Origin of the sequence: Burkholderia sp. AU33545, assembly GCF_020419685.1 — a bacterium.
GTDB lineage: Bacteria > Pseudomonadota > Gammaproteobacteria > Burkholderiales > Burkholderiaceae > Burkholderia > Burkholderia diffusa.
In genome coordinates this window covers 218,306-236,795 of record NZ_JAIZRQ010000004.1, presented here as the reverse complement: position 1 = coordinate 236,795, position 18,490 = coordinate 218,306, and the positions used below count along the sequence as shown (strand labels likewise).

General features: G+C 65.9%; 18 protein-coding genes. 12 read left to right on the top strand and 6 right to left on the bottom strand.

Annotation, left to right across the window (positions count from 1 at the left end):
- Window positions 1–78: 78 nt before the first annotated feature.
- The gene (locus tag LGM71_RS14900; RefSeq protein ID WP_059528867.1) at window positions 79–1,209 is read left to right on the top strand and encodes a 3-deoxy-7-phosphoheptulonate synthase; all 1,131 of its coding nucleotides are present in this window, start codon (window positions 79–81) and stop codon (window positions 1,207–1,209) included.
- Window positions 1,210–1,702: 493 nt separating this feature from the next.
- A complete protein-coding gene (locus LGM71_RS14895; RefSeq protein WP_226115245.1) occupies window positions 1,703–4,081 on the top strand; it encodes an ATP-binding protein in 2,379 nt (792 codons plus the stop codon).
- Window positions 4,082–4,368: 287 nt separating this feature from the next.
- Here LGM71_RS14895 and LGM71_RS33300 read toward each other — a convergent pair whose 3' ends face one another.
- Window positions 4,369–4,908, bottom strand: a complete 540-nt coding sequence (locus LGM71_RS33300; RefSeq protein ID WP_319000387.1) for a transporter substrate-binding domain-containing protein — start codon at window positions 4,906–4,908, stop codon at window positions 4,369–4,371.
- Between the two features lie 397 nt (window positions 4,909–5,305).
- Here LGM71_RS33300 and LGM71_RS14885 point away from each other — a divergent pair, with 397 nt between their 5' ends.
- From LGM71_RS14885 to trhA, 5 genes are all read left to right on the top strand, one after another.
- Entirely contained in the window at window positions 5,306–5,983 is a 678-nt protein-coding gene (locus tag LGM71_RS14885; RefSeq protein ID WP_311768934.1) for a response regulator transcription factor, read from the top strand.
- A gap of 292 nt (window positions 5,984–6,275) precedes the next feature.
- Window positions 6,276–6,704, top strand: coding sequence for a PRC-barrel domain-containing protein (locus LGM71_RS14880; protein ID WP_059598897.1), 429 nt, complete (start codon window positions 6,276–6,278; stop codon window positions 6,702–6,704).
- Between the two features lie 282 nt (window positions 6,705–6,986).
- Window positions 6,987–9,065 carry a carbon starvation CstA family protein gene (locus LGM71_RS14875; protein WP_059815227.1) on the top strand — a complete coding sequence of 693 codons (2,079 nt, stop codon included), beginning with the start codon at window positions 6,987–6,989 and terminating at the stop codon, window positions 9,063–9,065.
- 12 nt (window positions 9,066–9,077) lie between these two features.
- Window positions 9,078–9,284 carry a YbdD/YjiX family protein gene (locus tag LGM71_RS14870; protein WP_027781714.1) on the top strand — a complete coding sequence of 69 codons (207 nt, stop codon included), beginning with the start codon at window positions 9,078–9,080 and terminating at the stop codon, window positions 9,282–9,284.
- Between the two features lie 216 nt (window positions 9,285–9,500).
- On the top strand, window positions 9,501–10,121 hold the full coding sequence (gene trhA / locus LGM71_RS14865; RefSeq protein WP_059448906.1) for a PAQR family membrane homeostasis protein TrhA: 621 nt from the start codon (window positions 9,501–9,503) through the stop codon (window positions 10,119–10,121).
- Between the two features lie 33 nt (window positions 10,122–10,154).
- Here trhA and LGM71_RS14860 read toward each other — a convergent pair whose 3' ends face one another.
- Window positions 10,155–10,586 (bottom strand): nuclear transport factor 2 family protein, encoded by a 432-nt coding sequence (locus tag LGM71_RS14860; RefSeq protein ID WP_226115244.1) that lies wholly within the window; start codon window positions 10,584–10,586, stop codon window positions 10,155–10,157.
- Window positions 10,587–10,704: 118 nt separating this feature from the next.
- Window positions 10,705–11,058 carry a DOPA 4,5-dioxygenase family protein gene (locus tag LGM71_RS14855; RefSeq protein ID WP_059680239.1) on the bottom strand — a complete coding sequence of 118 codons (354 nt, stop codon included), beginning with the start codon at window positions 11,056–11,058 and terminating at the stop codon, window positions 10,705–10,707.
- Window positions 11,059–11,550: 492 nt separating this feature from the next.
- On the opposite strand from LGM71_RS14855, the gene LGM71_RS14850 reads away from it, so the two are divergent.
- The 4 genes from LGM71_RS14850 to LGM71_RS14835 all read left to right on the top strand — a co-directional run bounded on the left by LGM71_RS14850 (window position 11,551) and on the right by LGM71_RS14835 (window position 13,076).
- Window positions 11,551–11,928 (top strand): hypothetical protein, encoded by a 378-nt coding sequence (locus tag LGM71_RS14850; protein WP_124624537.1) that lies wholly within the window; start codon window positions 11,551–11,553, stop codon window positions 11,926–11,928.
- 14 nt (window positions 11,929–11,942) lie between these two features.
- On the top strand, window positions 11,943–12,158 hold the full coding sequence (locus tag LGM71_RS14845) for a hypothetical protein (RefSeq protein WP_226115243.1): 216 nt from the start codon (window positions 11,943–11,945) through the stop codon (window positions 12,156–12,158).
- Window positions 12,155–12,634 (top strand): hypothetical protein, encoded by a 480-nt coding sequence (locus LGM71_RS14840; RefSeq protein WP_124624531.1) that lies wholly within the window; start codon window positions 12,155–12,157, stop codon window positions 12,632–12,634. Before LGM71_RS14845 ends, LGM71_RS14840 begins: the two co-directional genes overlap by 4 nt.
- 181 nt (window positions 12,635–12,815) lie before the next feature.
- Window positions 12,816–13,076 (top strand): hypothetical protein, encoded by a 261-nt coding sequence (locus LGM71_RS14835; RefSeq protein ID WP_124624528.1) that lies wholly within the window; start codon window positions 12,816–12,818, stop codon window positions 13,074–13,076.
- A gap of 150 nt (window positions 13,077–13,226) precedes the next feature.
- Here LGM71_RS14835 and hpnH read toward each other — a convergent pair whose 3' ends face one another.
- Entirely contained in the window at window positions 13,227–14,387 is a 1,161-nt protein-coding gene (hpnH, locus tag LGM71_RS14830) for an adenosyl-hopene transferase HpnH (RefSeq protein WP_059528840.1), read from the bottom strand.
- Between the two features lie 12 nt (window positions 14,388–14,399).
- Complete coding sequence (ispH, locus tag LGM71_RS14825; RefSeq protein ID WP_059598904.1) at window positions 14,400–15,341, bottom strand: 4-hydroxy-3-methylbut-2-enyl diphosphate reductase; 942 nt, start codon at window positions 15,339–15,341, stop codon at window positions 14,400–14,402.
- Between the two features lie 418 nt (window positions 15,342–15,759).
- On the opposite strand from ispH, the gene LGM71_RS14820 reads away from it, so the two are divergent.
- Window positions 15,760–16,947: a glycosyltransferase gene (locus LGM71_RS14820; protein ID WP_059680243.1), complete on the top strand. Its 1,188-nt coding sequence runs from the start codon at window positions 15,760–15,762 to the stop codon at window positions 16,945–16,947.
- A 105-nt stretch (window positions 16,948–17,052) separates the two neighbouring features.
- Here the strand turns inward: LGM71_RS14820 and LGM71_RS14815 are convergent, their stop codons facing one another.
- Complete coding sequence (locus LGM71_RS14815) at window positions 17,053–18,438, bottom strand: phage tail protein (RefSeq protein ID WP_226115242.1); 1,386 nt, start codon at window positions 18,436–18,438, stop codon at window positions 17,053–17,055.
- Window positions 18,439–18,490: the final 52 nt, after the last annotated feature.

Genomic DNA, 18,490 nt, shown 5'->3' with positions numbered 1-18,490 from the left:
CGCCGCGCCTCGCTGCCGCCACGCGCGAGTGCCATAATCGAGCCTGCACATCATTCCAGACGTCCCCGGAGAATCCCCATGCAGAACCTCGACAATCCTTCCCACGATCGCGAGGTAGGCAGCGCCGACGCGACGCAGGACACCACGCGCATCGACGACGTCCGCATCGGCGCCGTGCGCCCGCTGATCTCGCCCGCGCTGCTGCAGGATGAACTGCCGGTGCCGGCCGCCACGCAGACGCTCGTCGAGGACACGCGCCGCGCGATCGGCGACATCCTGCACGGCCGCGACGACCGGCTGCTGCTCGTCGTCGGCCCGTGCTCGATCCACGACCACGACCAGGCGCTCGACTACGCACGTCGCCTGAAGGCCGCCGCCGATGCGCTGAAGGACGACCTGCTGATCACGATGCGCGTGTACTTCGAGAAGCCGCGCACGACCGTCGGCTGGAAGGGCTACATCAACGATCCGCGCCTGGACGGCAGCTTCCGCATCAACGAAGGGCTGCGCGCGGCGCGGCAACTGCTGCTCGACATCAACGCGCTCGGCCTCCCCGCGTCGACCGAATTCCTCGACCTGCTGAGCCCGCAGTACATCGCCGACCTGATCGCGTGGGGCGCGATCGGCGCGCGCACGACCGAGAGCCAGAGTCATCGCCAGCTCGCGTCGGGGCTCAGCTGCCCGATCGGCTTCAAGAACGGCACCGACGGCGGCGTGCAGGTCGCGTCGGACGCGATCGTCGCCGCGCGCGCGAGCCACGCGTTCATGGGGATGACGAAGATGGGCATGGCCGCGATCTTCGAGACGCGCGGCAACGACGACGCGCACGTGATCCTGCGCGGTGGCAAGAACGGGCCGAACTACGATGCGGAGCACGTCGAGGCGAGCTGCGCGGTGCTGCGCAAGAGCGGGTTGCGCGAGCAGGTGATGGTCGATTGCTCGCACGCGAACTCGAACAAGTCGCATGAGCGGCAGATCGAAGTCGCGCAGGATCTTGCGCGGCAACTGTCGCAGGGCGAGCACCGGATCGTCGGCGTGATGGTGGAGAGTCATCTCGAGGCCGGGCGTCAGGATCTGAAGCCCGGCGTGCCGTTGCAGTATGGCGTGTCGATTACGGATGCATGTTTGAGCTGGACGCAGACGGAGCCGGTGCTGGACGTGCTGGCGGAAGCGGTGCGGCATCGGCGCGTGTACTCGCGCAATGCGTGAGGTCACGGCGGCGGGTTGATGCCTGCCGCCGTCATAGTTGGCCCATCGACGAAGACGGGTGCCGAGCAAGTTGTTTCATTTTTCCCGTGTGCCGCGCCACGCGGAAACCTCGCGCGCGCGTGTTCTGCCCGCGGCACGTCGCATATCGGCGGTATCCATCCGAACTACTTGAATCGCGGCGACGCTGGCGAGACATACGTCCAGTCGTGCCGTGACCGTTGCGCCGACCGCTCACCGGCGCGGTGCAAATTGCCACGCGCGTGTGCCCGAGCCGCCGTGCCGCGTGCGGCCGCGCTGTGGGCGATCCTGCTGATACGAACCCGATTGCCGCCGGCAAAATTTAGGCCAATTCTTAAGGCATCTGTCTGAAATAGGATTGGATGGACGGTTGATTTGCGAATCGTCGGATAGAGTCGACACATCTGCAAACCTCAACCGACGGCGCATGCCGTGCATGGTCTCCGATGCACCTGCTCCGGCCGCCCCATCGTACATGGAAGGACGTCCTATCGCGTATCGCACCGCACCGCGCCTGCTCCTGCGCGCAATGTTCCTTTTGCTCGTTGCCTCGTCGCTCCCTGCGAACGGCGCGACCGCCTGCTGGAAGCCCACTTTCACTGACGAGGAGCTGCAGTGGATGCGCGCGCACCCGGTTGTCAATATCGCAGTCGAGGCGAACTGGCATCCGATCGAATACATGCGCAACGGCAACCATGCCGGCCTTGTCGCGGGGTACCTGAACGCAATCTCGAAAATGACCGGGCTGACGTTCGAGACAGTGCCGGGCACGGAATGGGGTCACGCGTACGCTGCGCTTGCAGCGCACAAGGTCGATCTGCTGCCGGGCGTGTGGCGCGAACTGGTGCCGGACCGCGCCGGCACCGGTGCTCTCGTCAGTGCGCCCTACCTGGTCGGGCGGCTGACCGCCGTCACGCGCAACGACTCCGCGATGATCTTCAACCTGAAGCGGCTCGAAGGCCGGCGCGTCGCGATCAAGGGGCGAGGCGCGGTCGAGTATTTCACGCGCAACAGCGGCGTGATGCTCGACGTGCTTACGTTCGACACCGAGGAACTCGCGCTCGCCGCGGTTGCCAACGGCGAGGCCGATGCCGCGCTCGGCGTCGACGTCACGGTTCTGCCGATCGTGCAGCGGCAGTTTCCCGGGCAGCTTTACATGTCGGGGATGCTTGCAGACCGCCCCGTATCGCTGGCGATGCTCACGCGGGCAGACCTGCCGATCCTCGCATCGATCATCGACAAGTCTCTCGCAGCCATTCCCGTGAGCAAGACGGCGGAGCTCACCCGCGACTGGGTCGAGATGGCCGATTACGGCAAGCCGACGATCCGTTCGATCCTGCATTACCGGGCGCCCCAGGTGGTCGCGATTGTCGCCGCGCTGCTGGCGTTCGCGATGCTCGCATTCCTGTCGTGGAAGTCGCGCCTGGCCGCGATCCGCAGCGAGCGCGACAAGGCGACGTTTCTCGCGTTCGTCAGTCACGAAATCCGCACGCCGATGCACACGATCCTGTCGTCACTGGAATTGCTGCAGCGCTCGCGGTTGACCGAGCAACAGGCGAATCGCGCGGACGCGGCGATTTCGGCATCCGAGACGCTTCTGACGCTGCTCGACGATATCCTCGAATATTCTCGTCTCGAATCGCGCAAGGTCCAGCTTGTCACGCAGGCAGTCGAGCTTGAGTCGTGGGCGCGACATACGGTCGACATGGTGCGCTGGCGCGCCGACGAGAAGATGGTGGAGCTGGTGCTCGACTTTGCTTGTCCGCCGGCGGTGCGTGTTTCAATCGATCCGGTCCGTGTGCGCCAGATCGTGCTGAATCTGCTCGTCAACGCCATCAAGTTCACATCCGCAGGCTCGGTGACGCTGCGCGTCGAGTATGTGTCGAGCCGCCACGGGCAAAATGGCACGCTGACCCTCGAAGTGCGCGATACCGGCATCGGCATTGCGCCCGAGCGGCTCGAACACATCTTCGACGCATACTGGCAGGGGCCTGCCTCGCTTCACCAGGACGTCAACGGCAGCGGGCTTGGCCTCGCGATCTGCCGTGAACTGGTCGCTTTGATGCATGGCACGATCACCGTCCAAAGCCTGCCGCACGTCGAAACGACGATGACGGTGCGATTGCCCGTCACGGCAGTGGACGAGCCGTTGCCGGTGCGGCCTGCCGCATCGATGCCCCTGCCGGTCGACGCACAGCCTGGACACGCTCATCCCGACTCGCCGCGCATCCTGATTGTCGACGATCACGAAACCGTGCAGTTGGCGCTGCAGCAGCAATGCGACGAGCTCGGCTGCGTCGGCATCGTCGCCGGCACCGGCGAGGACGCGCTGCGTCAACTGGCGCACGGCCGTGTCGACCTCGTGCTGCTCGATGGCGATCTGCCGGACTTCGACGGTTATGCGCTCGCGAAGATGATCCGTCAGGATGAGTCGGCACGCGAAGCCAGACATGTTCCGATCATCGCGATTTCGGCGGTGTCCGGCGACGCGCATCGCGAGCGCTGCTTCGACAGCGGCATGGACGGCGTGCTGGGCAAGCCGCTGCGGCTCGAAACGTTGCGGGAGTTGATCGCAATGTGGTGCCCAGCGTATGCCGAGACGAAACCGGCGGCGCCGCATGCCGCCGATCTCAGTGCGGTCTATGACCGCGAAGTGGCGAAGGATCTCGATGCCCTTGTCAACGGATTGCTATCGCGCGATTTCGCCGCAGCCGCACGGGCCGCGCACCGGATTGCGGGGGCATCGCATCTGACCAAACTGGGCGATATCGCGGATGTCGCGTTGCAAGCCGAAACGCGGCTTCGCGAACTCCACGGCGTTCATCAAGTCGACCCGTTCGCGACAGATCAATAGACCCAGTCCACTGCCGTTCACGCGGTGGCGAGCCGGCGGACGTGGACTTGATGGCGTTGACAAGCAGGTTCAGCACGATCTGCCGCGTGCGCACCGGATCGATCAGCACGCGCAGCTCGGTCTGGCACGCGAGTTGGAGCGCCAGGCTCAGGTTTTTCTCGTCGACGCGCCAGCGCACTATGTCGGCGCTGCGCTACGTCCATGCGTGGATGTGCCGTCAGACTCGGGCGCGAGCGTCACGTTTCGAGACTCGAGACGTGAATATTCGAGGACGTCGTCGAGCAGCATCAGCAGCGATTCCGAAGCAGCAACCGCCGCATCCGCACGGCCAGCCTGTTTCGGTGGCAATTGCGAGCGCTGCAGCAGCTCGAGCGGCGACCGGATCGTACGATCAGCGTGCGGATCGCGTTGCTGGAAAGGGAGTCAAGCGTTCCGGTGTGGCCACGACCAATGAGTCGACGAAGTACGGCAGGCTGGCAAATGGTGCCGCTGCGGTATTGCGAGATGTCGGCGCTTCTTGACGCGCCCGGCGCCATGTCGCTCTTCGCCGACATGAGAGCCTGGTATGAATTGGCCCATGATACGTTGTCGACATACTCGAAGCGCAGTCCGCTGATTCGCGAAATCGCATCGAGACATGGCGGCACGACGCCAACGACCTTCCCGCGTTTGCGAAATTCGAACGGACGCCAATGCGTGTCGGCATAGGTGTGCACGACCGGATGCGCGGCGATCCATGCTTTCTCCTCAGGCGTCAACTTTGCACGTGGGATGATCTGTATCAGGCGCTGCAGTGGCGTGAGAAATGCGCAGAGCGAGGGCGTCATCACAGATGGTCTGTTGCGTCGACGCAACGCGGTGCGGACGAGAGCAACGGCGTCAACAGTGCCTTTCGACGACGCGAGCGCCAAGGTCTCGGCGACTCGTTGCGGGTCGGGCCAGCGCCCGGCGACATACGCCGTTCTGGCGGCTGAGACGGGGCGTGCGGGCCATTCCCCATGCTGTCGCTACCGCGAATGCCGAATCAGATTGGATGGTGTCCGCCACGACTGCTCGCACATAGGCTGTTTAGCTGGCGGGGTTAAAAATTATCCAGAAAGCCGGTAAGCTAATTCGAATAATCCGCTCCGGTTTGCGATGGCAAGAATGCGCCAACCGTTGATGGCCGTATCGCCAGAAAGAAAAGGGGTAGCAATGAGACCAGAGCTCCAACCGATCCGCGTCGTGATCCTGGACGACCATGCCGTCGTTCAGCACGGGATCGCCAGTTATTTGACGGAGAGGACCGGCATCGAAGTGGCGGCGAGCTTTGCGAGGTCGCGCGACCTGATCAGCTGGCTCGAGTCGAATCACGCGGACGTCGTGCTGCTCGACTACACGCTGGGCCCAGACGAAATCGACGGCCTCAATCTCGTCAAGCTGGTGAGTACGCGCTTCCCGGATTGCAGGATCCTGATGACGTCGAGCAGCGATACGCCCGCAACCGTCAACATGACCATGCGCGCAGGCGCGCTCGGTTTCTTCGGCAAGAGCGAAAATCTTCGCGAACTGGTACATGCAATCCGTGTGGTCGCAGAGGGACGCTCGTATATCAGCACCGAATTGGCAGGCAGGGTGATGGCGAGTGCGACGCCTGTCCAGAGTGTGGCGGCACCGAAACCGGCGGTCAGCGAAGACGCACCGGCAGCCGAATCGGAATCATCCGCCGACCTGCGCCTGAGCCCGCGCGAGCACGAGGTGCTGCGCTGTTATCTGGCGGGCATGTCGGTATCCGATATCGCATTGAAATTTTCCCGCAGCCGCAAGACGATCAGCGCGCAAAAGCAATCGGCTTATCGCAAGCTCGGCATCCGCAGCGATGCCGAATTGTTCGCGTCCCGCAAGCTGCTCGAGAAGCAGTGAACGTCGTCTGATTCCGAATCTCGCTCGGCATTTTCTACGCCGACATTGATCTTCGTTCATTTCCGCACGCCGCTGTGTAATGCAGCCTGATGGCAGCACTTCTCGACTGGCGCTACCATGACCCGTGTTGCGTTACCCGACGCGCCCGTCCGGGCCCGTTGCGCGCACACGCAGCGGCGGCGCGGCCGGCCGCTGCTGCATCGACGAAGCGCGGGGTGCTCACCGATTCACCACCGCACCTGCGCCGCTTCGCTCCCGGCACCAACTACAACCTAACCGGAGTGCAATCAGCATGGCTTTCACCAAGACAATCGTCGCAGCCGCCGTTCTCGTATCGAGCATCAACGTTCATGCGCAGATCGCGGGCGCCCAGCCACTCAGCGTCACCGTCGAGCAATCGCAGGCGCTGCTCGAAGGCTGGAGCGTGAAGAAGAGCGTGCTCGGCAAGGCCGTGTACAACGACCAGAACCAGAAAGTCGGCACGGTGCGCGACCTGATCGTCGCGCCTGACGGCTCGGTGTCGGCCGCGATCGTGTCGGCTGGCGGTTTCCTGGGCGTCGCGGCGCATGACGTCGCGGTGCCGATCGCATCGCTCGACGTGCGCAATGGCAACATCTACCTGCCGGGCGCGACGAAGGCCGCGCTGAAGGCGACGCCGGCGTTCCAGTACGCGAAGGTGCCGTCGCCGCCGAAGCCGAAGAAGCTCGACGACAAGCACTGATGCATGCGGCCCGGCGCGCAATGCGCCGGGCATGGCCAACCGAGGGGCGTGTTCGGTCGCGCGTCGGTCAATCACGGCCTCAACCTGAGTTCTCACCCCACGGCTACGTAATTCTACGTAGCCACGCATACGTAGTTGTGCGCTTGTAAGCCTCCCCCGTCGCGCGGAATACTACGGCCCACCGCCGTGTCTTCCGCGAGACGCGGCACGACGCATCGACGTCACGCGGTTCCGGCGCCTCGCCGGATCCACTCAAAAACACATTGGAGACCAGGAGACGCCATGAATCGGGCTTCCAGTACCCTGCTCTGGATTGCGGTCGCGCTGCTCGGCGCGTTCGCGTTCGGGACGATCGCACTTGCGCACGGCGAACGCGTCAGCGCGCTCTGGATCGTGATCGCCGCAGTCTGCGTATATCTGATCGCATATCGCTTCTACAGCCGTTTCATCGCCAGCAAGGTCATGCAACTCGACGGGCTGCGGATGACGCCGGCCGTCCGGCACAACGACGGCCTCGACTACGTGCCGACCAACAAGTACGTGCTGTTCGGCCATCACTTCGCCGCGATCGCCGGCGCCGGGCCGCTCGTCGGACCGGTGCTCGCCGCGCAGATGGGCTACACGCCCGGCATGCTGTGGATCCTGGCCGGTGTCGTGTTCGCCGGCGCGGTGCAGGACTTCATCGTGCTGTTCATCTCGACGCGCCGCGACGGTCGCTCGCTCGGCGACCTCGTCAAGATGGAGCTCGGCACGGTGCCCGGCGTGATCGCGCTGTTCGGCGCATTCCTGATCATGGTGATCATCCTCGCGGTGCTCGCGCTGATCGTCGTGAAGGCGCTGACGAATTCGCCGTGGGGCACGTTCACCGTCGCCGCGACGATTCCGATTGCGCTGTTCATGGGCGTCTACACGCGCTACATCCGTCCGGGCCGCATCGGCGAAGTGTCGATCATCGGCTTCGTGCTGCTGATGGCGTCGATCGCGTTCGGCCAGACCGTGCACGATTCGCCGGCGCTCGCCGCATGGTTCACGTTCAGCGGCACGCAGCTTACGTGGATCCTGATCGGCTACGGCTTCGTCGCATCGGTGCTGCCGGTGTGGCTGCTGCTCGCGCCGCGCGACTACCTGTCGACGTTCCTGAAGATCGGCACGATCCTCGGCCTCGCGATCGGTATCCTGGTCGTCGCGCCGGAACTGAAGATGCCCGCGCTGACGAAGTTCGTCGACGGCACGGGCCCCGTGTGGTCGGGCAACCTGTTCCCGTTCCTGTTCATCACGATCGCATGCGGCGCGGTGTCGGGCTTCCACGCGCTGATCTCGTCGGGCACGACGCCGAAGCTGATCGACAACGAAACCAACGCGCGCTTCATCGGTTACGGCGCGATGTTGATGGAATCGTTCGTCGCGATCATGGCGCTGGTGGCCGCGTGCGTGATCGAGCCGGGCATCTACTTCGCGATGAACGCGCCGGCCGCCGTGCTCGGCTCGACGCCTGAAGCTGTCGCGAACACGGTCACGCAATGGGGCTTCGTGCTGACGCCCGACATGCTGACGCAGACCGCGAAGGCCGTCGGCGAAACGACGATCATCGCGCGCGCGGGCGGCGCACCGACGCTGGCCGTCGGCATGGCGCACATCCTGCACCAGGTGATCGGCGGCGAAGCGATGATGGCGTTCTGGTATCACTTCGCGATCCTGTTCGAGGCGCTGTTCATCCTGACGGCCGTCGACGCCGGCACGCGCGCGGGCCGCTTCATGCTGCAGGACCTGCTCGGCACGTTCCACCCGGCGCTCAAGCGCACCGAGTCGCTGCCGGCAAACCTTGTCGCCACCGCGCTGTGCGTGGCCGCGTGGGGCTATTTCCTGTATCAGGGCGTGGTCGATCCGCTCGGCGGCATCAACACGCTGTGGCCGTTGTTCGGGATCTCGAACCAGATGCTCGCCGCGATCGCGCTGGTGCTCGGCACCGTCGTGCTGTTCAAGATGAAGCGCGAGCGCTACGCATGGGTGACGATCGTGCCGACCGCATGGCTCTTGATCTGCACGCTGACGGCCGGCTGGCAGAAGATCTTCGATTCGAATCCGAAGGTCAGCTTCCTCGCGCACGCGGCGAAGCTGCAGGCCGCGGTGGACGAAGGCAAGGTGCTCGCGCCGGCGAAGTCGATCGCGCAGATGCAGCGGATCATCTTCAACGACTACATCGATGCGGCGCTGGCCGGCCTGTTCATCTTCGTCGTCGTGGCGATCGCGGGGTACGGCCTGCTCGCCGTGCTGCGCGCGCGTCGCGAGTCGAAGCCGACCGTGCGCGAGACGCCGTACGAAGCGATGCCGGCCGCGCAGGCGCTCGGCAGCGGACGATAACGGGAGGCCGCGATGTTCACCGATCTCGGCAGCGACCTGCGCAGTGCGGGGCGTTACCTCGGGCAGGCGTTGCGGCTGATGGTCGGCCTGCCCGACTACGACACCTATGTCGCGCACATGCGCGAAACCCATCCGGACCGCGAGCCGATGACGTACGAGGAGTTTTTCCGCGAGCGCCAGAATGCGCGGTACGGGTCGGGGGCAGGGAAGTGTTGCTGAATTGAGCCGGCGCAGCCGGCCCGTGAGGCGGTCCGGTGACGGACCGGGAAGCGCCGCGAAGGCATTCGCGGCGCTTTTTCTTTGGCGGGCCGGTGCGGTACGCGCGAGGCGCCCGTCACGGTGGCGTTTGACGTCGTTCAGCGCGGCAAAGTCCGGGCGCCGGTATCATATGAGGCATCATTTTTTCCCAGAAGAATCCGCGCAGGAGAACCCGTCGTGCATGTCGGTGAGCGTTTCAACAGCATTTCCCATCTCGTCGGCGCGGTGTTGTCGGTGGCAGGGCTGGTCGCGCTGGTGACGATGGGCGCGCTCGACCGCGATCCCTACAAGATCGTGAGCTTCAGCGTGTACGGTGCGATGCTGATCCTGCTCTACGGGATTTCGACGGCGTATCACAGCGTGCGCAACCCGCGCCTGAAGGCGATCCTGCAGAAGTGCGACCATTCGGCCATCTATTTGCTGATTGCGGGCAGCTACACGCCGTTCACGCTCGTCACGCTGCGCGGCCCGTGGGGCTGGTCGCTGTTCGGTGTCAGCTGGGGGCTCGCCGCATTCGGGATCGCGCAGGAACTCACGCTCGGACGGCGTACGCGCATCGTGTCGATGGTGCTGTACGTGCTGATGGGCTGGCTCGCGCTCGTCGCGATCCGCCCGCTGATTCATGCGCTGCCGCCGGTGGGTGCCGCATGGCTTGTGGCCGGCGGCGTCATCTACAGCGCGGGGATCTACTTCTTCATCAACGACGAACGCATCCGCCACGGGCACGGGATCTGGCATCTTTTCGTGCTGGCCGGCAGCCTGTGCCAGTTCGTCAGCGTCGCGATGTATGTCGCGTGAGCGTGAGCGTGAACGCGGGCGGCACGCCGCGTGTCATGCGTGCTCGGCCGCCTGTGCCGCGCCGCGCAGCGCCATGAACCCGACCCAGCCCCAGTAGACGCGGTGATGCGCGATCAGCCCGTCGCGCAGATCCATCACCTCGACGAGATCGACCTGATCGCCTTCCGGCGTTTCGCGCGGATATTCCCACGTGAGTTGCCGGCCGTTCGAGAAGAACAGCCCGGTTCGATACCAGCGTCCGAGCTTGTTCCCGGAATTGCGCAGGCCCGCCGCGAAGAACGCGCCGATCGCGGCCTTGCCGTGCAGCACGCCGGAGCCGTGATCGGGCAGCGTGACGACGATCAGCGGCGTTTCGAGTATCGCGTCGTCCGCGTACAGCGACATCAGTGCGTCGAGGTCGCGCGCGACGACGGCGGCGTGCCAGTCTTGATGGACGCGTTGCGCATCGGTGTCGGCTTGTGTCATGGCGGCTTCCGGCAAACGTGGGTAATGGAGCCACTGTATCGACGCCGTGCCGCCGGACGTTTCAGCCCAGGCCGAAACGTGGATGTCGCGTATGCCGGACGCGACCGCGTGCCGCCCGTCAGCCGGCCAGCGCGCCGAGATTCAGATCATGTGACTTGCCGATCCACACCGCGCTGTCGCGGTGGTCGCGCAGATCGTCGCCGGTATTCGGATGCAGGAAGACGTCGAGCGCACCGTGATTCAGCACGAGCCACGGCACGATGGTGTCGAACTGCGCGGCATCGAACGCGATCTGGTAGGACCAGGCCGGATGCGGGCCGACGAGACGCTCGTGAAAGCGGCCGAGCTCGATGATCGCGCCGAATCGTTCTTCGACGACGAGGCGGAACGCCCATGCTGCGTCGCGGCTCGCGGCGTCGAAGTAGACGTGTGCGTGCCAACTGTCGATGGCGGTGGTGTCGATGGCAGCCATGGTGGAACTCGAGAGAAGAATAGGGAACGGATAAGAGCCGCGCCTGACGGCGCGATGCGCAATTATCTCGCGTCCTCGCGGGACACGTCTCGTCGCGAAGCGGTCAATCGGCGTGGTGGATTTGTCGTGTGTCAGGGAATCCTGTGCATTGGTCGAATCGTTTCCCGGTTGTGCCGGCGTGTGCGGCATCGTGCCGAAAGCCGCGCCTGGCAGGGCTTGCGCCGAAATCGCATCTGCAATACGTCATTTCAAAAACTGCAAAAGCGATTGACGTGCCTCGTCGATTCGTCTGCAAAAACGCGATCAGGTAGTTGAATGAAATAAAGAAATTCCGCTCAGGCAGCATTGGCGAATCGCGTGGATCGCACCCCGTCCGTCGGTGCTGAAAATATCCATTGCGGAATCGGCTATTCAAGCGCGTGGTCACGCGACATACGATGATTGCACCGCATCGACGACGATCGATGCGGAAACAACCATCTGGAGGCCATGATGCGATCCGTTGTTTCCCTTGCTGTCCTGTCCGGCGCGCTTGCCGTGCTGCCCGCCGCGAGCTTCGCGCAGTCCGTCGATACCGAGTGGCAGTCGAACGTCGCGCCTTTGACCTGGTCGGCGGCGCGTGCCGAAACCGATGTGCAACTGAGGCAGATGACGCGCGCCGGCTATCGTGCGACGACAGCCGGCAACCAGAACTATCCGCTCGCGATGCAGCGTGCGCTCGAACGCGTGAGGTACCCGGTGCCCGACCGCTCGCGCGAGGAGAAGGCCGCGATGGAAGCGCGCGCGGCCAGCGCAGCGCAGAGCGGCCATCCGGTGAAGGCGTTCTTCGTGAAGACCGCGTACTACCTGAAGGGCGAGAACACGTTCTGATGCAGGAGCAGAGCATGGCATGCCTTGACCGACTCCCCGACGTGTTGCGCGCATCCGCGATGCGCCGGCTGCCCCAGGCGTGCGCGACGCGGCGGCGGGGCGACGTGTGCGGCGGCGCGCGACGCCGCGCGAACGGCCATCGCGACGCGAGCCGCGGCGCCGTCGCGTGCCGCACCGCGTGGCCGGCATTCGACGTGGACGACGACGCGGCAGGCGAGGGCGGCTCATGAAGGCCGCTCGAAAAGGCCGTCGCCACCCGCCGTTGACGCGCGAGTGGCTGCTGCCGCTGCCGCCCGCGCATGTGCGCGACATCTCGCTGAAATGCCACATGGCGCTCGTCGCGCTGCGCGGCGAGCACGGCAGCGAAACGTTGCTGATGCGGCTGCGCACGAGCGTCTACCTGGTGTTCCTCGCGCTCGACGACGCGGTATCCCCGGATGCGAGCATCGACCTGTGCGTCGACGCGGAGCGCGTGCTCGACGCGAGCATGGCGCGCGCCGTGCAAAGCGGCGCATGGATGCTGCACGACGACGAGTGCGCGGTGCTCGAGCGTGTGCTCGCGGCGAACGACGCGTGCGTCGCGACGCTCACGCGGCACCGGCTCGCCGAGCTGTGGCGCCACGTGTGCGCGTTCGCATCCAGCGAGCAGCCGGGGCTGGTCGCGCAGGCGGCGGCCCGAATGCGGGAACCGGCCGTCCTGCATTGAGCGGTGGCAACGCGGCCGGCACCCTGGCTGCGTTTCATGCGTGTTCCGGTCCCCGGGGCTGACGCTCGCCGCCCAATGTCACGACACGAGCCGAACGGGTTCGGTCGATGACGATCCATCCGCGCGTTCGCGGCGATCGTGCGTGTCGCCGCGAATGCATTCGTTTCAGTCAGGAGGCGCGATGGCGCTATACAGGATCGGTGGCTACTTCACGTGCGGAAGCGGCCGCGCATTCAGCGAGAACCTGCCGCCGGGAAGCGAGACGCCGGTTGCGGGCATCTATCGATGCACCGTATGCGGCGACGAGATCGGCATCGCGAAGTCGCAGGCGCTGCCGTCCGACGACGCGCATCGGCACGATCTCGATCCGCCGTCCGACCCGCTGCTCGATCGCGGGCCGACCGCGTGGCAACTGATCGCGGCGGCGGAGTCGAGACACTAGGCGTGCGGGCGTTCGCAGGCTCATGCGCGCACGAATGCGCGCGGCCTTGCGACGACGCCCGACAAACAAAAGCGCCACGGAGCGAACTCCGTGGCGCTTCTTCGATGCGGGCCGCAGCGGAGGCGCGAACCTCCGTGCGGCGATACGCGCTTAAGCCGCCGTTGCCGGCTTCGCCGGCTTCTGCAGCTTGCCCTTGCCGGCGCGCTGGATTTCCTCGAGCTTGATCTCGACGTGGCGCGAGAACACGTACTCGGCCGGGCGCTGCTTCGCGATCGAGATGTCCGGCGCGAACGCGCCTTCGGTCTTGATGCCCTTGCGGCTCACGGCGAACGCCTTCAGCGGATGCGCGATCGTGTCCATCACGGCGGTGGCTTCGAAGCCGCAGTGGACCATGCAGTCCGCGCACTTCTCGTAGTTGCCGACGCCGTAGTTGTCCCAGTTCGTGTCTTCCATCAGTTCCTTGAAGGTCTTCACGTAACCTTCGCCGACCAGATAGCACGGCTTCTGCCAGCCGAACACCGTACGCGCCGGGTTGCCCCACGGCGTGCACTTGTACGTCTGGTTGCCGGCCAGGAAGTCGAGGAACAGCGACGACTGGCTGAACGACCAGCGCTTGCCGCCTTCGCCGCGCTTCAGGATTTCGCGGAACAGGTTCTTCGTCTTGTCGCGGTTCAGGAAGTGCTGCTGATCCGGCGCGCGCTCATACGCATAGCCCGGCGACACGGTGATGCCGTCGACGCCGATCGGACCCAGCGTGTCGAAGAACTTCGCGACGCGCTCGGGGATCGCATCGTTGAACAGCGTGCAGTTGATGTTCACGCGGAAGCCGCGACGCTTCGCTTCCTTGATCGCCGCGACGGCCTTGTCGTACACGCCTTCCTGCGACACGGAATGGTCGTGCATGTCCTTGTCGCCGTCGAGGTGGACCGACCAGACGAAATACGGATTCGGCTGGTAGTCGTCCATCTTCTTTTCCATCAGCAGCGCGTTCGTGCACAGGTACACGAATTTCTTGCGCTTCATGATGCCCTTGACGATCTCCGGCATCTCCTTGTGGAGCAGCGGCTCGCCGCCGGCGATCGACACGATGGGCGCGCCGCATTCGTCGACGGCTTCCAGGCATTCCTCGACGGACAGGCGCTGGTTCAGGATCGGGTCCGGATAGTCGATCTTGCCGCAGCCGTTACAGGCGAGGTTGCAGCGGAACAGCGGCTCGAGCATCAGCGCGAGCGGATAGCGTTTGTTGCCGGACAGGTGTTGGCGCATGATGTATGCGCCGACGCGGACTTGCTGGAGCAGCGGAATAGACAAGAGTTGTCCTCCTTAAACTTCGCGGGCGACAGCTTGCGTAAGCTTCGCCGGCAACTTGAATTCGACTTTTTCCTCACGGCCCGTCATCGTCGTGACATCGACGGGCCCCAGCGCGCGCAGCGCGCCGATTACATCCTCAACCATTTCCTCGGGCGCCGACGCGCCGGCGGTCAGGCCGACCGTCTGCACGCCCGCGAACCATTCGGGCTTCACTTCCGAGCCGTCGGCGACGAGATAGCTCGGCACACCGCTTTCGGTGCCGATCTCGCGCAGGCGGTTCGAGTTCGAGCTGTTCGTCGCACCGACGACCAGCAGCACGTCGACCTGGCTGCTCAACTCGCGCACGGCGGCCTGGCGGTTCTGCGTTGCGTAGCAGATGTCGCGCGTGTCCGGGCCGACGATGTCGGTGAACCGGCGCTGCAGCGCTTCGATGATGCCGCGCGTGTCGTCGACCGACAGCGTCGTCTGCGTGACGTACGCGACCGGCGTATCGATCGGCAGCGTCAGCGTAGCGACTTCTGCCTCGCTCTGCACGAGGATCACCTCGGCCGGAATCTGGCCGATCGTGCCCTCGACTTCCGGATGGCCCGCATGGCCGATCAGGATCAGCCGGCGGCCCGCCGCGACGTACTGGCGGCCCTGCACGTGCACTTTCGTGACGAGCGGGCAGGTGGCGTCCAGCACGTCGAGCCCGCGCGTTTCGGCGTCGCGTTCGACCGTCTGGGCGACACCGTGCGCGCTGAAGATCGCCACGGCGCCATGCGGCACCTCGTCGAGCTCCTCAACGAATCGTGCCCCTTTATTACGCAGGTTTTCGACGACATGCCGGTTATGCACGATCTCATGACGCACATAGACCGGCGCGCCGTGCTGTTGCAGCGCGCGATCGACGATCTCGATCGCACGGACAACCCCCGCACAAAAGCCGCGGGGCTGGGCAAGGATGACTCGCATAAGTGAGCGAACTCCGACGACAGACGCCGGGGTTCGAGGAGCTGGCACTGCTCGCTCGCCCCGGCTTGATGTTATGAAGGCAGGAAACGAACCGGCCAGGCCAGGCCCCGGAACCCCGAATTAATCGCGCATTTTAACCCTATCGCGCCGTCCTTGCTCTGGTGCCGTATCGGCCGTGTTGCATTCGCCGCAGAGCCGCGTCGGCGCTCGCGGTCGCGGAACCCGGTAAACTGCGCGGTTTCGCGGGCAGCCTGTCCGGCTGCCCGGCGTCGCGCTCATTTCAAGGCCATTCGATGACCGTCGATTCTTACGCATATTGCCCTGCCGCCGATGCGGTCATGGGTGTTTTTACTCCGACCCTGATTATGGCCGGACGATCCGGTGCCGCTCGCGCCGGCATCCGGCAGGAGGCGTGCCGATGATGCTGGCAATTACGTTCCTGGTGTCCGGCCTGTCACTGCTGATCTGGATCGTGCTGCTCGTTGCGCGTGGGGGCTTCTGGCGCGCGCGCCCCGCGCGGGCGCTGCCGCCCGAGGCGCGCGGCGCCGCGGCCGAGGCCGGCTGGCCGGCCGTGGTCGCGGTCGTGCCGGCGCGCAACGAGGCAGACGTGATCGCCCGCGCGGCGACGTCGCTGCTCGAGCAGGATTATCCGGGCGACTTTCATCTGATCATCGTCGACGACCACAGCGACGACGGCACCGCCGACGCGGCGCGCGCGGCCGCGCTCGCGATCAACCGCGCCGATCGCCTGACGGTGCTGGCCGCGAAGCCGCTGCCGGCTGGCTGGTCGGGCAAGGTGTGGGCGCAGTCGCAGGGCATCGCCGCGGTGCGCACGCTCGGGTTGCCGGCCGACTATCTGCTGCTGACCGATGCCGACATCGGCCATCCGCCAGACGCCGTCGCCCAGCTCGTCACGCGCGCGCAGGCCGAACAGCGCGATCTGGTATCGCTGATGGTACGGCTGCGCTGCGACTCTTTCTGGGAAAAGGCGCTGATTCCGGCGTTCGTGTTCTTCTTCGCGAAGCTCTATCCGTTCTCGTGGATCAACAATCCGCGCAACCGGACGGCCGGCGCCGCGGGCGGCTGCATGCTGGTCAAGCGCAGCGCGCTCGAGGAGGCGGGCGGCATCGAATCGATCCGCGGCGCGCTGATCGACGACTGCAGCCTTGCCGCGCAGATCAAGCATCGCGGCAGCGGCCGGCATCCGATCCGGCTCGATCTGGCCGATCGCAGCGTGTCGCTGCGTCCGTACGACAGCTGGCGCGACATCTGGAACATGATCGCGCGCACCGCGTTCACGCAGCTCCACTATTCACCGCTCCTGCTCGCCGGCACGCTGCTCGGCATGACGATCATCTACCTCGTGCCGCCCGTCGCCGCGCTTGCGTATGGCGCGCGCGCCTGGCCGGCGTGGCTCGCATGGGCGTCGATGTGCACCGCCTATGCGCCGATGCTGCGCTACTACCGCCGCTCGCCTCTGTGGGCGCCAGCGCTGCCGCTCGTCGCGCTGTTCTACGTCGGCGCGACGTTCGCGTCGGCGTGGCGCTACTGGCGCGGCAAGGGCGGCCAGTGGAAGGCGCGCGTGCAGGCGCCGGTGGAGCGCTGACACGCGCCGGCGGATGCCGGTCGTTCGGCCGGATTCCGGAATGCAAAAAGCCCGATCGGTTGTGAGTCGATCGGGCTTTGTCGTTTACGGCGTCGCCACGCGTGCTTATCGCTGCGTCAGCATCATGTACATCTGGATCACGACGTCCGGCGAGAACGTGAACGGCACCCAGCCGTAGCCGGTGTGGCGCGCGACCAGCAGGCGGTCGCCGTTCGATTGCTTCTGCACGGCCATCATCGGGTTCTTCGTCGTCACGAAGCGCCAGCCGGCCGGGATGCCCGGCGGCGGTTCCGGCTGCATCGACGCGCGCGCATGCGCGAGTTCCTCGATCAGTTGGCCGAGCTGCTCCGGATGCAGCGTGATCGACTGGCCGTTGACGGTCAGCGTCAGTTCGTTCTGCGACGGGCGAGCGACGTGCAACGTCGGCTTGTCCGCGGCGGCGTCCGCTGTTTCGGCAGCGGGGGCGACTTCGATTGCGGTGCCGGCGGCCGGCGCGACGACGGCGGTGCCGGCCTCGGCGGACGGTGCCGCGGCTGCGTCCGCCACCGGCTCGGCAGCGGATTCGACAACCGGTTCGGCGACTTCAGCCGCGACGGCCGGTGTGGCTGCCACAACCGCCGCGTTCGTCGCGGCGTCCTTCACGACGGCTTCGACCAGCGCTTCCGCGTCGGCGATCGCCTTCGCGTGACGCTCGGCGGCCGCTTCGGCCTGTGCGATCGCTTCGGCGTGGCGTTGCGCGACGGCCTCGGCCTCGGCAGTCGCCGCCGCGTGGCGTTGCGCGGCCGCGTCGGCTTGCGCGATCGCTTCGGTGTGACGCAGCGTGACGGCTTGTGCTTCGGCGGTTGCCTCGACATGGCGCTGCGCTGCGGCTTCCGCTTCGGCGATCGCCTGCATGTGACGTTGCGCGAGCGCCTCGGCCTCGGCGATCGCCTGCGTGTGACGTTGCGCGAGTGCCTCGGCCTCGGCGATCGCGGCTGCGTGGCGCTTCGCGGCGGCTTCCGCTTCCGTGGTGGCCGCTGCATGACGTTGCGCGGCTGCATCCGCTTCGGTCGCGGCGGCGTGATGACGCTGCGCGGCGGCCTCGGCTTCGGCGATCGCGGCCGCATGACGCTGCGACGCGGCTTCGGCATCCGCATGACGCTGCGCGAGCGCTTCGGTCAGCGCGGTCGCCTCGGCGTGCCGCTGGGCAGCGGCCTCGGCCTGTGCGGCGGCTTCGATGTGGCGTTGGGCGGCGGCTTCGGCCTCGGCGGTGGCGTCGGCGTGGCGCAGCTGCGCGGCCTCGGCGTCGGCGGCTGCGGCCGTGTGGCGCTGCGCGGCGGCCAGTGCTTCGGTCTCGGCGGCGGCGTGACGTTCGGCTGCGGCCTGGGCTTCCGCGGCGGCGGCGCGCGCGAACGCTTCCGCGCTGCGTGCCGCCTGCTGCGCGGCATGGTGATCGTGGAGGAGCCGATCGACGCCCGCGTTGAGCGAATCGATCTGTTCGTTCAGGTTCATGCGTGTCTTCTCTGCGTAAGACCCGCGATTTTAACCGCTGCGCCGGTGCCGG

What these genes read in the sequence shown, in the direction of transcription:
- LGM71_RS14900 (WP_059528867.1), top strand. Translation starts at nt 79, where the DNA reads ATGCAGAACCTCGACAATCCTTCCCACGATCGCGAGGTAGGCAGCGCC.
- LGM71_RS14895 (WP_226115245.1), top strand. Translation starts at nt 1,703, where the DNA reads ATGGAAGGACGTCCTATCGCGTATCGCACCGCACCGCGCCTGCTCCTG.
- LGM71_RS33300 (WP_319000387.1), bottom strand. Translation starts at nt 4,908, where the DNA reads ATGACGCCCTCGCTCTGCGCATTTCTCACGCCACTGCAGCGCCTGATA.
- LGM71_RS14880 (WP_059598897.1), top strand. Translation starts at nt 6,276, where the DNA reads ATGGCTTTCACCAAGACAATCGTCGCAGCCGCCGTTCTCGTATCGAGC.
- LGM71_RS14875 (WP_059815227.1), top strand. Translation starts at nt 6,987, where the DNA reads ATGAATCGGGCTTCCAGTACCCTGCTCTGGATTGCGGTCGCGCTGCTC.
- LGM71_RS14870 (WP_027781714.1), top strand. Translation starts at nt 9,078, where the DNA reads ATGTTCACCGATCTCGGCAGCGACCTGCGCAGTGCGGGGCGTTACCTC.
- LGM71_RS14860 (WP_226115244.1), bottom strand. Translation starts at nt 10,586, where the DNA reads ATGACACAAGCCGACACCGATGCGCAACGCGTCCATCAAGACTGGCAC.
- LGM71_RS14855 (WP_059680239.1), bottom strand. Translation starts at nt 11,058, where the DNA reads ATGGCTGCCATCGACACCACCGCCATCGACAGTTGGCACGCACACGTC.
- LGM71_RS14850 (WP_124624537.1), top strand. Translation starts at nt 11,551, where the DNA reads ATGCGATCCGTTGTTTCCCTTGCTGTCCTGTCCGGCGCGCTTGCCGTG.
- LGM71_RS14845 (WP_226115243.1), top strand. Translation starts at nt 11,943, where the DNA reads ATGGCATGCCTTGACCGACTCCCCGACGTGTTGCGCGCATCCGCGATG.
- LGM71_RS14840 (WP_124624531.1), top strand. Translation starts at nt 12,155, where the DNA reads ATGAAGGCCGCTCGAAAAGGCCGTCGCCACCCGCCGTTGACGCGCGAG.
- LGM71_RS14835 (WP_124624528.1), top strand. Translation starts at nt 12,816, where the DNA reads ATGGCGCTATACAGGATCGGTGGCTACTTCACGTGCGGAAGCGGCCGC.
- ispH (WP_059598904.1), bottom strand. Translation starts at nt 15,341, where the DNA reads ATGCGAGTCATCCTTGCCCAGCCCCGCGGCTTTTGTGCGGGGGTTGTC.
- LGM71_RS14820 (WP_059680243.1), top strand. Translation starts at nt 15,760, where the DNA reads ATGATGCTGGCAATTACGTTCCTGGTGTCCGGCCTGTCACTGCTGATC.
- LGM71_RS14815 (WP_226115242.1), bottom strand. Translation starts at nt 18,438, where the DNA reads ATGAACCTGAACGAACAGATCGATTCGCTCAACGCGGGCGTCGATCGG.